This window comes from Clostridium sp. CM037 (assembly GCF_055081095.1).
Genome location: NZ_CM143650.1, coordinates 949,775 through 963,775 on the forward strand (window position 1 = coordinate 949,775; position 14,001 = coordinate 963,775).

Here is a 14,001-nt window from a genome sequence, read left to right on the forward strand (position 1 = left end):
GAACCTATCTGTTTTTAAAATAACATAAATTTTATTGAATGCAAAAAATATGGTTTAATATTGGGATTTGTGTTGAACTTATGTATATTTTGTAAAACCATTGTATTATTAACTTCGTTGATATATATTGTTAATATAAATACTAAAATGGTTAGTAATATTTTTAGCTATTTACACAATTTAGATACTTAAAAAGATTTATTTTTCAATGGGTTAATTTATACTTATGTATTATCTTTGAGTAATAGTATAAACAGGAAGAATGTTTTAATAATATGAATAGGAGGAGGAGGAGGAGTAATGGAAGCAACGTATTACTTGTATATAATAAAGACAAGGTGTATGCAGTTTTATAATTATGCGTATTTAGGCGTAGATAAGGCTTCTAAAAATGCATTTGTTGTTGACCCTTCGTGGGATATATCACAAATACTAGAAATACTGGATAAACACGAGGCTAAATTAGAAAAAGTGTTACTTACGCATTCTCACTTTGACCATACTAATATGGTGACAAGGCTAGTTCGTAAATTTAATTTGGATGTATACATGTCGGAAGAAGAAATTGAATATTATGAATATAATTGTATTAATTTGAATTGTATACATGATTTAGAAGTGATAAATGTAGGGGAAACAAAGATAAAATGCTTAGTTACCCCAGGTCATACAAAAGGAAGTACTTGTTATTGGAGTGGAGATAACTTATTTACAGGGGATACTATATTTATGGAAGGTTGTGGGATTTGCGATATACCGGGTGGATCCGCGGAAGAAATGTATCATAGTATCAATAGATTAAAAAAGATTATTCCTTTAGACATATGTGTATATACAGGACATTCTTTTGGTGAAGAGCCTGGTAAAGATATGAGATATTTAAATAAAAAAAATATATATTTTCAGATTGATAATATAAATCACTTTGTAAAATATAGAAATAGAAAAGATAATAAGGGAATATTTAATTTCAAGTAGCTTTAATTATAAATCAAAAAGTTCGTACATAGGAGATTAATAATGGGGAGAGAAATAGTTTTTATGTTCTCAGGTCAGGGGTCACAATACAATAAAATGGGTATTGAATTGTATGAGAATAATAAAGGTTTTAAAAAGTGGATGGATAAACTGGACAAAATTTTTTACAACTTAACAGGAGAATCTGCCATAGATAATTTATACCATAATAATAGGAACAAGGGGTATAAATTTGATGATATATTTTACACACATCCTACGATTTTTATGGTTCAATACTCATTAGCTCAAACAATGATAGAAGATGGAATATATCCTAAGTATTTATTAGGAGTAAGCTTAGGAGAGTATGTAGCAATGGCAGTTGCAAACGTAATAAATGTTGAAAAGATGCTAGAGATTGTAGTTAAACAAGTAGAGTTATTAAAGCAAACCTGTAAAGAGGGGGCGATGATATCTATATTAGAAAATGTGAAATTATATCATGAAAATAGTGATCTAAATACTAGGTCAGAGGTTATTGCAATAAATTATGATGGTCATTTTGTAATAGCTTGCAAAGCGGATGTGGTAAAAGATATTCAAAAATCCTTGAAAGAAAATCATATATCTAGTGTTAAGCTACCGGTACACTATGCGTTTCACTCTAGTGAGATTGAAGGATTATATTCTCCTTATTATAAATATTTAGAAGACATCAAGTATAATAAACCTAATATTAATATGATCTCATCGATGACAGGAAATTTTGTGCAAAATATTAATTCTGAATTCTTATGGAATGTTTTAAGAAAACCAATAAATTTTAGAGACGCGATTAAAGCATTTCATTTCACAGGAGAATATATATATATAGATCTGGGAGTGTCTGGAACACTTCAAAACTTTACTAAAAGTATAATAGGAGGAAATAGTATTAAAAACATTTTATCAGTTATAACTCCATTTGGGAGTGAAGTTAAGAAGTTTAACAAGGTTAATGAATATTGTATAGACAATAATATTATAAGTGAAAAGAGGGGGAAAGTAATGAAGGCATATTTATTTCCTGGACAAGGATCACAGTTTGTAGGTATGGGAGGTGAGTTGTTTAAGGAGTTTCAAGAGTTTACAAAAATTGCAGATGAAGTATTAGGATACTCTATAGAAGAGCTTTGTTTAGAGGATAAAAATAAGCGATTAGGTGTTACAAGGTACACTCAACCAGCATTATATGTTGTCAATGTATTATCTTATTTAAAGGTTATTAAGGAGACAGGCGAAAAGCCAGATTTCCTTGCAGGGCATAGTTTAGGGGAATATAGTGCATTATTTGCAGCAGAGGTTTTTGATTTTGAAATAGGATTAAAAATTGTTAAGAGAAGAGCAGAACTTATGAATACTGCAACTGGCGGGGGAATGGCTGCTGTATTAGGTTTAACAGAAGATGAAGTTAGAGCTATTATATGTAATAATAACTTAGACAGTATAGATATAGCAAATTTAAATACACCAAAACAAATTGCGATTTCAGGACCTAAAGAGGATATTGAAAATGCTAAAGCAATCTTTGAAAAAAATGGTACTCGATCTTATATGATATTAAGGGTAAGTGGTGCATTTCATTCTAGATATATGAATGATGCAGCAAAAGAATTTAAAGAATATATTTCTCAATTTAAGTTCTCAATACCAATTATACCAATAATTTCAAATTTAACAGCAAGACCATATAAGTACTCTGAAATCATCAAAAATATGGTAGACCAAATGGTTAGCAGTGTAAAGTGGACAGAAACTGTATGCTACTTAATGGGGAAAAAAGATGATATTGAAATATCACAGGTTGGTCCTGGAAATGTTATAGCAGGTTTAATAAAACGCATAAAAAAAGAAACTGAGCCTTTGATTATTGACGAATCTGTTGAAGAAGAGGATTCTTTAGCTGAGAAGGATTTAGAGCTTGAACAAGAGGTAGCTATTGAAGAATTAGTAGAAGAAGTAACGGTATCTGTAGAAAAAACCGTTGTCGATGAAACAAAAACTAAAAAAATCTCAGCAGAAAAATTAGGAAATATTGATTTTAAGAATAGGTACGGGTTAAAATATGCATATCTATTGGGTGGCATGAGTGACGGAATTTCATCAAAAGAATTAGTAGTCAAAGCAGGCAAAAGCGGTTGTATGTCATTTCTTGGTGCAAATGGTATGAGTATTGAAGAAATAGAAAGATCAATCACATATATTAGGAACGAATTGAGAAATAAAGGAACATTTGGCGTTAACTTATCATATAATCCTATAAACTCAAACGAAGAGGAAAAATTAGTGGATGCTTTATTGAGATGCGATATTAAGGTTGTTGAAGCATCATCATATATTACTATATCTCCAGCATTAGTTAAATATAGAATAAAGGGATTAAGAAAAGATAAGGGTGGAAATATAGAGTGTACAAATAAAATCATTACTAAGGTATCTAGACCAGATATAGCTAAGATGTTTATGTTACCACCACCTAGTAGAATAGTAGAAAAGCTTCTAAAGGATAATGATATAACAGATGAAGAAGCAAAGATGGCTCAGTATATTTCTGTTGCAGATGATATATGTGTAGAAGGTGATTCAGCAGGACCAACAGATCAAGGAAATGTTTTGAGTTTACTTCCAACAATAATAAGATTAAGAACTGAAGTATCTTTAGAGTTTGATAAGGTTAAAGATATAAAAATTGGGGTCGCTGGAGGTATAGGAACTCCAGAAGCAGCAGCTGGAGTATTTCTAATGGGTGCAGAGTTTATCTTAACTGGGTCTATAAATCAATGTACAGTAGAAAGTGGTACTAGTACTGAAGTAAAGGATTTACTTCAACAAGTAAATGTATATGATATGGCATATGTGCCATCACTTGATATGTTTGAACTAGGTGGAAAAGCTCAAGTAATAAAGAGAGGATTATTCTTTTCTGCAAGGGCTAACAAATTATATGAATTATATAGAAACACGAACTCTGTAGAGCAGTTAGATAGTAAAACTAAGTGTCAATTAGAAGAGAAATATTTTTATAGATCTATTAATGATATTTTAGAAGTGTGTAAGAAAAACATTACGAAAGAAGAATTTAATATTGTAAACGATCCTAAACAAAAAATGGCTTTAGTTTTTAAATGGTACCTCGAGAATTCAAAGAAGTCAGCAATTAGAGGAGAGAAAAGTAATAAAGTAAATTACAACATCATGTGCGGTCCAGCACTAGGAGCTTTTAACCAATGGGTTAAGGGAACCGAAATGGAATTATGGGGAAATAGGAATGTAGATAAAATAGCATTAATGATTATGAATGGTGCAGCTCAAATAATAGAACGCGTTAAAAATGATTTGAAATAAGGAGAGATAATAAATGAAAAAAGAAAGAATATTTGAAATTATGAAGGAAATAATAGTTGATATTTTACCGGAAATTTCAGCAGATAGTATAAAGATAGAGGATAGTATGAAGGATTTAGGTGCAAATTCAATAGATAGATTCGATATTCTTGCAGATACAATGGAAGAGTTAAATATCAAAATGCCATTAGTAAAGTTTGGAGAGCTTAAAAACTTAAAGGAAGTAGTGGAATTGTTCTATGAAAACATCAAATGAAGGAATAGGATATAAATTTAATTCATTTAGAGAAGTAGTTGTAGCTGGTATGGGGATAATAAGTACAGTAGGAAATAGTATTGAGGAGTTTGAGGTATCACTGAGGGATGGGAAAAGTGGGATAAGCTACATTAAGGATCCTATAACTAATAGCATGAATAACTTTATTGGTGCAGAAATAAAAGAAGAAGAATTATTTAGTGTATTTAGTAGATATCAAGGTAAACTAATGAAGAAGTCAAAGCATCTTTTTAAGACCTCAAATAAATCAACTAAAGGAGCTATTTTAGCTGGTGCTCAGGCTTGGATTAATGCCAAATTAGATACCATTAAAATAAACGAAGATAGAATAGGGATAGTTGTTGGAGGTAGTAATATATCGCCATTAACTAGTTTTAATATGATTAATAAATGTAAAGACTCCTTAGAGTCAGTACATCATAGATATGCACTAAATTTTATGGATACGAATCAAGTTAGTGTATTAAGTGAGATCTTTAATTTAAAAGGAGAGGGTTTTACCGTAGGAGGAGCATCTGCTAGTGGAAATATAGCTATACTTAAGGCTGTGCAAATGATTCAGTTAGGAATAGTTAATGCCTGTATGGTTATTGGTTCCATGGCAGAGTTATCTCCAATAGAGCTAAAAGGTTTTGAAAATATTGGAGCCTATGGTGGGAAAAGTTTTATAAAAACTCCGGAAAAGGCATGTAGACCATTTGACAAAGATCATGAAGGGTTTATATATGGACAAGCTACTGCTTGCTTAATATTAGAAGGAATAGAAAGTGCTAAAGAAAGACAGGTAGAGGTGTTAGCAACAGTTGTTGGTGGAGCTGAAACTTTAGATAGCAATAGTTTATCTAATCCTAATGAGGATGGGGAAGTTAAAACTATGGAAATGGCTATTAAATCAGCTAATTTAGATACTTCTATGATTAATTATATAAATACTCATGGGACGTCTACACCATTAGGAGATGTAACCGAATTGAGAGCAATTAAAAGAGTTTTTAAAGGAAATATAAATGATGTGTGGATAAACTCTACGAAGCCATTTACAGGACATTGTTTATACGCTGCTGGGGTAGTTGAAGCTATAGCCACAATTATTCAATTAAGAGCAGGTTTTGTACATCCTCAAATAAATCTAGATAATCCAATAGATAATGAATATAATTTCCCTGGGAATAAGGCTGAGAAGGGGAATTTCATATATGGTCTTAACAATTCTTATGGATTTGGTGGAATAAATACAAGTGTTATTTTAAAAAAAGGAGGAGTATAAATGAGAGTAGGTATTGAAAGTATAAATTTTTATGGAGGACCAGCCTTCATTAAAGCAAAAAGTATTTTTGAGGGAAGAGGGCTAGACATAGGTAGATTTGATAATTTGATGATGGAAAGAAAATCTGTAGGTGTTCCCTGTGAGGATGCTATCACAAATGGAGTTAATGCAGCAAAGTCTATAATAGATTCGTTATCAGAAGAAGAAAAAAAAAGCATAGAGTTGGTAATAACTTCAACTGAATCAGGAGTTGACTTTGGTAAGTCAATAAGTACATATATTCATGACTATTTAGGGTTAAGCAGAAATTGTAGATTATTTGAGGTTAAACAAGCATGCTATGGAGGAACCGCAGCATTACATATGGCTACCTGTTTTGTAGCATCGCAGGTATCACCAGGAGCAAAGGCTTTAGTAATTGCAACAGATGTTGCAAGAGCTGCGGCTAAAAGTACATATGGTGAACCAACTCAAGCTGTTGGCGCAATAGCTATGTTAGTTGGAGAAAATGGAGACATATTAGAGTTAGATTTTGGTGCAACAGGTCAATATAGTTATGAAGTAATGGATACTTGTAGACCCTTACCAGAAATTGAAACGGGTAATCCAGATTTATCATTATTATCTTATTTAGATTGTTTGGAAAATTCTTATAAGAACTATAAAGAAAAGGTAGATGGGGCTGATTTTCAAGAAACTTTTGATTACTTAGTTTTTCATGCACCTTTTGGAGGAATGGTAAAAGGTGCTCATAGAAATATGATGCATAAAGAATTACATATAAAAGGACCAAAAATTAAAGAGGATTTTGATAAAAGGGTAGCACCATCACTTGAATATTGTGTTCAAGTGGGAAATGTTTATTCTGCTACTGTATATTTAGGGTTATGCAGTCTTATTGATAATGCAGAAATAGATGAGACTAAAAGAGTTGGGATATTCTCTTATGGTTCAGGTTGTTCATCAGAGTTTTATAGTGGAATTATTACACCAAAATCTGTTGAAAAATTAAATGAGATGAAAATAAAAGAAAAATTGGATAGTAGATATGAATTAAGCTTCGATGAGTATGAAGATATGTTAGATCAAAATGTTGAATGGTTATTCGGACTAAGAGATAAAAAGGTTGATTTTTCAAAATTTGCAAAGGTATATGATCACTTCTTTAAAGGAAAGGGATATTTAGTATTAACAGACATTGACGATTTTCATAGAAAATATGCATGGAGTTAATCAGATTTGGAGTGTAATATGGATTATAAAACTTTGATAGTAGGCAGGGTAACTGATGAAATATATTCTATAAAACTTAATAGGTGCAAAGAAAGAAATAGCATTAATTCTATTTTAGTACAAGAATTACAAAATGCATTAGATATTTTAGAAGATTTGGATTCTTGCAAAGTAATAGTTATAGAAGGTCAAGATGGATATTTCTGCACAGGTATGGATTTCCAAGCCTTTACTAATAGTAATGTAGCTGGAGCGGAGAGTACAGCCCCAGATCCTAATGAGTTTATAAATACAATGAAGAGAATAAGCGAAATTTCCAAATTTGTAATAGCAAAGGTGGATGGACAGGTTATTGCTGGTGGAGTTGGATTAGTAGCTGCATGTGATTATGTTGTAGCAACACCAAAGTCAATCTTTAGCCTGCCAGAAGCAATATGGGGGTTATTACCTGCACTTGTAACTCCATATCTAATTAGACGAATTGGTTATTGGAAGGCATATAGAATGACTATAACTACATTGCCGATGTTATCAGAGGAAGCTCTTAGTTGCAATCTTATAGATGAAGTTACTACTAATTTAGATAGTAGTATACTAAAACTTTGTAAAAGAGTTAGTCGCATAAATCCTAAAACAGTAAAAGAGATAAAGAGATACTTTAAAAAAATGTGGATTATCAATGACTCGATGGAAAATTGTGCTGTAGAGGAGATAGAAAAGCTAACCTCATCTACAGAAGTTAAAGAAGTCATTGAGAATTATGTATTAAATAAAAAGTTCCCATGGGAAAAATAAATTGTAAAAGAATATATACTAATAAGTCAATTGGAGAAAAGAAAATGTTGTATAAAGAATTTAGAAGTAAAAACAATGCCTTTTTATCTAATGCAGTAAGAAAGATAACCCTTAACTTTCAGCATGAGGAAAACATATATATAATTATAATATGTGTAGCAAATATACATAAGGAAGAGAAGATACCTATAGATTATCTTAATGATAATGAGAAAGAAAAGTATTTGAATATAAAACACCAAAGAAGAAGAGAAAGTTTCTTATTAGGAAAGTTGGTATCAAAGCTTGCTATAGCGGAAGAGCAAGATGATTTAAGTGATATATTTGTAAATCACGGAATTTTTAATCAACCAATAGTAAGTGGAAGAGATGAGAAGGTTACGATTACACATTGTGGGTCCATAGGTGTTGCAGTGGCTTTTGATCAACGATTAATGTTAGGGATTGATATTGAAGCTATTGATGAAAGAAGAATTGAGGCCTTAAGGAGAATTACTACGAGAGGGGAAGAAGCGCTTTTCAATGAGGAAGATATAACGTTCACTGCATTTTTAACGATGCTATGGACCATAAAAGAAGCAATGTCGAAGGTTCTAAATACTGGGTTTACTATTGACTTAGATATACTCGAGGTAAAAGATATCGTTAAAAAAGATTTGGGATTTATCAGTAGTTTAAAAAACTTTTCTCAATTCAAAGCCATTTCAGTTTTGAACAATGAATATGTTTTTACAATAGTAATTCCTAAAAAATTAATAGATGATTCACCGGAAGTGAATATTATTGAAATCATAAGCGAGATTATTTAGAGTTGGAATTTAATATATTAAGGGAGATAAGGGTATGAAATTTAAGAACTATTATATAGCTACAGTAGTATTAATACTTGCATCGGGACTGATTACTTTATTAGCTTTTAATGGAAAGATAGGTTATGTAAAAGCTTATACTGTTATTTTTATAATTACGGTGATTATATCAATGTTTAAACCGTTTAAGATAGAAAGTAAGGAATTTAAGACGATTTGTGGTTCAGCAGCCTTTATAGTTGGGAGTATTATGACATTTCTAACTTTTGGTGTGTTAGCCAATAGATATTTAGGATTTATGCCAGATATGAAGATAATATCTAATTACCAATATTCATTTACATTATTTATGGTCTTTGCTGTAATACAATGGATATTATATATATTTGTTGGTAAATCAAAACTAATTTAGGGGGTAGTTAAATGAGGAGTTTAGTTCTTTATACTAGTGCTTATGGAAGTACAAAACAATATGTTGAGTGGATAGCAGAAGAGGCTAATGCTGATATAGAAACCATAGACGAATTTAATATAGATAAATTTGATGAATATGACACCATAATAATTGGTACATATGTTAGAGTATCGAAGTTGGTTATTAGTGATTACTTAAGTAAGGTTTGGAGTAAGTTGAAAAACAAAAAAGTAATATTATTCTCTGTGTCTAAGACACCGATTAACAGTAAGGCATCTGTTAAGAATTATGAAAAAAGTATACCCGTAAATATAAGATCTCAAATAAAATATTTTCCATTAGAAGGAAGATTTATATTTGAGAAGTTAAGTGAAAAGGATAAAAACATTATGAATCTAGGGCGAAAAATGACCAGGATTTTTATGGGTAAGAAGATGGCCGAAGAGATGGTTAGAGATTGTGACAATGTGAAAAAGGAAAATATTAAAGAGATTTTAAATGAGCTCAAAAATTAATTATTACTTTATTGTACTCTTATGAAGATTGTATTGATTAAAAGCTTAATAACAAAAATAATAGGGGAGATAATGAGTGAATATAGTAGTTTGTATTAAACAAGTGCAAGAATATAACAATGTTAATGTATATATGGATGATAAAGAAAAACAAGTTATAAATCCAGTGGATATATTTGCTCTTGAAGAGGCTCTAAGAATAAAAGATACAATGGAGAGCAAGGTAACGGTGGTAAGCATGGGGATAGAATCAGTTGAAAACACCTTAAGAGAATGTATAGCACTAGGAGCTGATGAAGGAGTACTTTTTACTGATAATACATTTGCAGGTTCAGATACATTAGCCACATCATATCTTCTCTCAAGAGGAATTGCTGAAATAGGAAAACAAGACCTAATAATTTGTGGTACACATTCTATAGATGGCGACACGGCACAAGTAGGACCAGCTTTAGCAGAAAAGCTAGGAGTTTCCCACACTACACATGTAATTCAAATATTAAATATAGGAGAAAATAATATAATATGCAAAAGAATGGTTGAAGATGGTTATGAAATCATAGAGTTAAAACTTCCAGCATTAATTACTGTTGTAAAGGGTATTAATAGTCCTAGAATACGCACCATTAAGGGTGTATTAAAGTCTACTAGAAGTGAAATAAAAAAATATTCATCTAGGGATTTGAACATTGATATAAATTTATGTGGGTTAAAGGGGTCTCCTACCAAGGTAAAAGGAGTTTATACTGTTATCCATGAGAATAAAGGTAAAATCATAGAAGGTAATAGTATAAATGAAAAATTAGATTATCTTGTACAATGCTTATTTTAAGGTTAATGAGAAGTTATGAAAAGGGGAACAGATGGGAGATATTAAAATATCTAAAGAAAAATATGAAGGTATAATGATTTTAGCAGAGTGCAGATTAGGTAAGTTAGAGCCTATTGTTTATGAGTTATTAGGTGGTGCTAATGAAATAAATGAAAAATTAAGAACAGAAATTTCAGTGGTGTTATTAGGTAGCAATATAGGTGGATATTGTGAATCTTGCATACATCATGGAGCAGATAAAATTTATAAAGTGGACTTGCCTATTTTAGCGGAAATAAATGAAGAAATCTATACTGAACTATATTATCAAATAATATCAAAATACAAGCCTGAAATAGTATTAATACCATCTACAATACATAGTAAGTCTATTGCAGCACGCTTGGCATCAAGGCTTAACACAGGATTAACGGCTGATTGCACTAGTTTAGATATAGATATGACAAGAAGAATGCTTTTACAGGTAAGGCCAGCTAGAGAAGGTGCTATAATGGCTACTATTCTTTGCCCAGAGCATAGACCTCAAATGGCAACAATAAGACCCAAAGTAATGAATTGCAAAGCTGTAGATTATAGTCGCCAGGGGCAGATAATAAGTCCAAATATCAAACTACCAAGTAATGTAAAAACTAAGATTATAGATTGTGTTAAGGATATAATAAATCAGAATTATAACCCTGAATCCGAAATTATAGTATCTGTGGGAAGAGGAATTAAAAATAAAGAAAACTTAAGTATTATAGAAGAATTGGCTAATTGTCTCGGAGCAGAAATTGGAGCTACAAGACCTGTGATAGATCAAGGGTGGTTAGAATATAGAAGTCAGATAGGTTTAACTGGTAAAAATGTTAGTAGTAAGATATATTTTTCCATTGGAATATCAGGAGCAATTCAGCATACTGTAGGGATAAATTCAGTAGATAAAATTATTGCAATAAATAATGATAAGGAAGCACCAATATTTAAAATAGCAACTTACGGAATTGTAGGAGATTTGTTTGAAGTGGTGCCATTGTTAATAAAAAAAATAAAAGAATTATAATAAAGTAAGGAGGTAAAAATATGGATAATAGTATAACATTTGAGGATTTTAAGAAGATTTTTTCGGAATATTTAGGTATTGATATAAAAAAATTGACTAGAGATGTAAATATATTATTTGAATTAGGAGTAGATTCCTTAAGTTTAGTGAATTCAATGATAAGATTAGAAAAAGAATATAATGTTAGATTTGAAGGTGAAGATAAGATTATGACTAGAACCTTAGGAGAAGCATATGACCTATTTAATAAATATAGAAATGAATAAACTTTTCGAGAACTAGTAATGAATGTAAAAAGATGGGGGGGTAAGAAGGGGATGTTAAATCTATCTATTAAAGCACTATCCTATTATATACCCAAAGGGCGTATGACTAATGAGGAAGTCGTTGATAAGTTTGCTAAAGAACATTATCAAAATTTACAGAAGGATGACTTAGAATTACTGACTTATGGATGTAAAAGAAAATTGGACTTTTTAGAGATTAAGACTAGATCATATTGCGAAGATTACAATGAAGAAAATTCTATACAGATGGCTACAAAAGTGGCTAGAGATGTTATTAAAAAAGCAAGTATTACAGCTGAAGATATAGACTTATTATTATTTGTTGGAGTATGTAACCCCTTTAGAGAGCCTTCTTATTCTATTATTCTTGCAAATGAAGTAGGAATGAAGAGTGGAAACTACTATGATATAAATGATACATGTAATGGATTTTTAAAAGCAATGGAATTAGCTAGCTTATACATTAATACTGGTAAGTATAGAAATATTCTGCTGGTAACTAGTGAAAGTGCATTAGAAATGATAGATTCTTCTAAATATCGAGGGGATGTTAAAAGTTTAGAGGAAGCTGATTATAAAATGAACTTATTATTTGCAGGGTCTGGAGCAGCCGCAATGATATTAACTAAGGACGTTGGCAACAAAACAATAAAATATTATGGTGAACAAAGGGATAGTAGTGACTGGGATATTTCACTTTATGTATCACCTAAGGTAACCTTGCCTTCTGATAAATTAAATGTTATGGACTTTATTAGCTGGGCAGATGGAAGAGGAATTGCATCTAAGATAATAAAAGAAATGCCTCGATTTGTATATAAATTTTTAGTAGAGAAAGACATTGATAAGGACTCAATAGATTATATTTTCGCTCATCAATTAGGTCGAAACATCACTAACTCAATTTTAAATAAAATAGAGGTAAAGATAGATAAGGTATTCCCTGTTAACACCTTCTATGAATATGGAAATATGGGCAGTGCTAATATTCCTGTTGGACTAGCAATTGCAGAAGAAAATGGTTTATTAAATAAGGGAGATTCTATTTTATTATTAGGAAGTGCGTGTGGATTGACATATGCAGCGGCTTACATTATATGGTAGACGCATGCGCAGAGTTATTAAATAAGCGAGGTGGATTAGATGGAGAGGATAGAAGTTCCAAGGGCTCAATTAATAGTAAAAGAATATAAAGATAGGGATAAGTTAAGAAAGAAAATAGTATATGGAAATTATTCTTGTATAGATAAGATTGTACCCATGGTTAGGGCAAGAGGGACAGTAGTACAAAGTTATAAAGAGGATGGGAAAGTTAGGATAACTGGGTGGCAGAGAGATATTACGAGAATGAAAAAGCAAGATGTTTCTTTGTCATTCATTGTTTATGTTACAGTAAATAGCGAAGGTATTATAGAAGAAGCATCTATAGATAATCTTTTTAATGGTGGAAAAGGAATAATGTGTTCTAAAAGTTATTTGGAGGGTAAGCTAAAGAGTGAATTAGAAGGAGTTAAATTCGATAAAAATATTAGACCTAAGCTAAGATTAGATAAATTTAAGTGCTTTCATATTCATGAAGTAATATCGAGTATATATTCTTCTTATTTAATGTTCAAAAAAGAAAACGAAGAGATAGATGATAGGATATTTTATGAAGAGGAGGTAGTAGATGTTTATGCTTTTAGTGGAAATTTATATCTGACAGGGGTACATGCTTTCAAAGGAAAAGATGAGGTAAAATATACAGTAGTTTTATATGATGTTTTTAATAATGTTACTTTTGATGAAGACGGATATATGAAATTAAAAAATACAATAAAAGCAGAGTTCTATATAAATAACAAGGTTGTTCATGAAGATGAACTCTATCAGAAAGAAAATGATTATATTTATATTAGAATTCAAAAGTTTTTATTAGTTTGCGTAGAGAAAGTAAGAGAGGAATTATTTCCTGGCAATAATGATAAAATGTTGAATAGTAATTTGACTCCTGGAGCATTTGTAGGAGTAATTATGCAGGCGATTGGGATTAGAGCGTTTTCAAATAACTTTAATTATATACAATATGTCATGACTGCAATGCAACGTCCAAGAAAAATACCATGTTGTATAGGGGCTATTTTGAAAGAGGAAGAAGCAGAAAAATATTTCGAGGGCTTTGACTTAAATAATTTATTGTGAAAAG

The 14,001-nt window shown here is 30.9% G+C and carries 14 protein-coding genes; all 14 read left to right on the forward strand.

What is annotated here, in order from left to right; genetic code table 11:
• Positions 1 to 300 precede the first annotated feature (300 nt).
• A complete protein-coding gene (locus ACWJKP_RS04480; RefSeq protein ID WP_165412041.1) occupies positions 301 to 978 on the forward strand; it encodes an MBL fold metallo-hydrolase in 678 nt (225 codons plus the stop codon).
• A 42-nt stretch (positions 979 to 1,020) separates the two neighbouring features.
• Positions 1,021 to 4,344 carry an ACP S-malonyltransferase gene (fabD, locus tag ACWJKP_RS04485; RefSeq protein WP_462961430.1) on the forward strand — a complete coding sequence of 1,108 codons (3,324 nt, stop codon included), beginning with the start codon at positions 1,021 to 1,023 and terminating at the stop codon, positions 4,342 to 4,344.
• A 13-nt stretch (positions 4,345 to 4,357) separates the two neighbouring features.
• Positions 4,358 to 4,600, forward strand: coding sequence for an acyl carrier protein (locus ACWJKP_RS04490; protein ID WP_165412039.1), 243 nt, complete (start codon positions 4,358 to 4,360; stop codon positions 4,598 to 4,600).
• Complete coding sequence (locus tag ACWJKP_RS04495; RefSeq protein ID WP_165412038.1) at positions 4,584 to 5,888, forward strand: beta-ketoacyl synthase N-terminal-like domain-containing protein; 1,305 nt, start codon at positions 4,584 to 4,586, stop codon at positions 5,886 to 5,888. Before ACWJKP_RS04490 ends, ACWJKP_RS04495 begins: the two co-directional genes overlap by 17 nt.
• Complete coding sequence (locus tag ACWJKP_RS04500) at positions 5,889 to 7,121, forward strand: hydroxymethylglutaryl-CoA synthase family protein (RefSeq protein WP_165412037.1); 1,233 nt, start codon at positions 5,889 to 5,891, stop codon at positions 7,119 to 7,121.
• 18 nt (positions 7,122 to 7,139) lie between these two features.
• A complete protein-coding gene (locus ACWJKP_RS04505) occupies positions 7,140 to 7,916 on the forward strand; it encodes an enoyl-CoA hydratase-related protein (protein ID WP_165412036.1) in 777 nt (258 codons plus the stop codon).
• Between the two features lie 44 nt (positions 7,917 to 7,960).
• Positions 7,961 to 8,725 (forward strand): 4'-phosphopantetheinyl transferase family protein, encoded by a 765-nt coding sequence (locus ACWJKP_RS04510; protein ID WP_165412035.1) that lies wholly within the window; start codon positions 7,961 to 7,963, stop codon positions 8,723 to 8,725.
• A gap of 34 nt (positions 8,726 to 8,759) precedes the next feature.
• Positions 8,760 to 9,137, forward strand: a complete 378-nt coding sequence (locus ACWJKP_RS04515) for a hypothetical protein (protein ID WP_165412034.1) — start codon at positions 8,760 to 8,762, stop codon at positions 9,135 to 9,137.
• A gap of 11 nt (positions 9,138 to 9,148) precedes the next feature.
• Complete coding sequence (locus tag ACWJKP_RS04520; RefSeq protein WP_165412033.1) at positions 9,149 to 9,655, forward strand: flavodoxin domain-containing protein; 507 nt, start codon at positions 9,149 to 9,151, stop codon at positions 9,653 to 9,655.
• Between the two features lie 76 nt (positions 9,656 to 9,731).
• A complete protein-coding gene (locus ACWJKP_RS04525) occupies positions 9,732 to 10,487 on the forward strand; it encodes an electron transfer flavoprotein subunit beta/FixA family protein (RefSeq protein ID WP_165412032.1) in 756 nt (251 codons plus the stop codon).
• 31 nt (positions 10,488 to 10,518) lie between these two features.
• Positions 10,519 to 11,529: an electron transfer flavoprotein subunit alpha/FixB family protein gene (locus ACWJKP_RS04530; protein WP_165412031.1), complete on the forward strand. Its 1,011-nt coding sequence runs from the start codon at positions 10,519 to 10,521 to the stop codon at positions 11,527 to 11,529.
• A 20-nt stretch (positions 11,530 to 11,549) separates the two neighbouring features.
• The gene (locus ACWJKP_RS04535; RefSeq protein ID WP_165412030.1) at positions 11,550 to 11,795 is read left to right on the forward strand and encodes an acyl carrier protein; all 246 of its coding nucleotides are present in this window, start codon (positions 11,550 to 11,552) and stop codon (positions 11,793 to 11,795) included.
• A 51-nt stretch (positions 11,796 to 11,846) separates the two neighbouring features.
• Positions 11,847 to 12,920, forward strand: a complete 1,074-nt coding sequence (locus ACWJKP_RS04540; RefSeq protein WP_165412029.1) for a 3-oxoacyl-ACP synthase III family protein — start codon at positions 11,847 to 11,849, stop codon at positions 12,918 to 12,920.
• A gap of 39 nt (positions 12,921 to 12,959) precedes the next feature.
• Entirely contained in the window at positions 12,960 to 13,997 is a 1,038-nt protein-coding gene (locus tag ACWJKP_RS04545; RefSeq protein ID WP_165412028.1) for a hypothetical protein, read from the forward strand.
• Positions 13,998 to 14,001 lie beyond the last annotated feature (4 nt).

Coding starts and splice junctions, on each gene's coding strand:
- ACWJKP_RS04480 (WP_165412041.1), top strand. CDS start 301: ATGGAAGCAACGTATTACTTGTATATAATAAAGACAAGGTGTATGCAG.
- ACWJKP_RS04505 (WP_165412036.1), top strand. CDS start 7,140: ATGGATTATAAAACTTTGATAGTAGGCAGGGTAACTGATGAAATATAT.
- ACWJKP_RS04515 (WP_165412034.1), top strand. CDS start 8,760: ATGAAATTTAAGAACTATTATATAGCTACAGTAGTATTAATACTTGCA.
- ACWJKP_RS04540 (WP_165412029.1), top strand. CDS start 11,847: ATGTTAAATCTATCTATTAAAGCACTATCCTATTATATACCCAAAGGG.
- ACWJKP_RS04495 (WP_165412038.1), top strand. CDS start 4,584: ATGAAAACATCAAATGAAGGAATAGGATATAAATTTAATTCATTTAGA.
- fabD (WP_462961430.1), top strand. CDS start 1,021: ATGGGGAGAGAAATAGTTTTTATGTTCTCAGGTCAGGGGTCACAATAC.
- ACWJKP_RS04500 (WP_165412037.1), top strand. CDS start 5,889: ATGAGAGTAGGTATTGAAAGTATAAATTTTTATGGAGGACCAGCCTTC.
- ACWJKP_RS04530 (WP_165412031.1), top strand. CDS start 10,519: ATGGGAGATATTAAAATATCTAAAGAAAAATATGAAGGTATAATGATT.
- ACWJKP_RS04510 (WP_165412035.1), top strand. CDS start 7,961: ATGTTGTATAAAGAATTTAGAAGTAAAAACAATGCCTTTTTATCTAAT.
- ACWJKP_RS04545 (WP_165412028.1), top strand. CDS start 12,960: ATGGAGAGGATAGAAGTTCCAAGGGCTCAATTAATAGTAAAAGAATAT.
- ACWJKP_RS04490 (WP_165412039.1), top strand. CDS start 4,358: ATGAAAAAAGAAAGAATATTTGAAATTATGAAGGAAATAATAGTTGAT.
- ACWJKP_RS04535 (WP_165412030.1), top strand. CDS start 11,550: ATGGATAATAGTATAACATTTGAGGATTTTAAGAAGATTTTTTCGGAA.
- ACWJKP_RS04520 (WP_165412033.1), top strand. CDS start 9,149: ATGAGGAGTTTAGTTCTTTATACTAGTGCTTATGGAAGTACAAAACAA.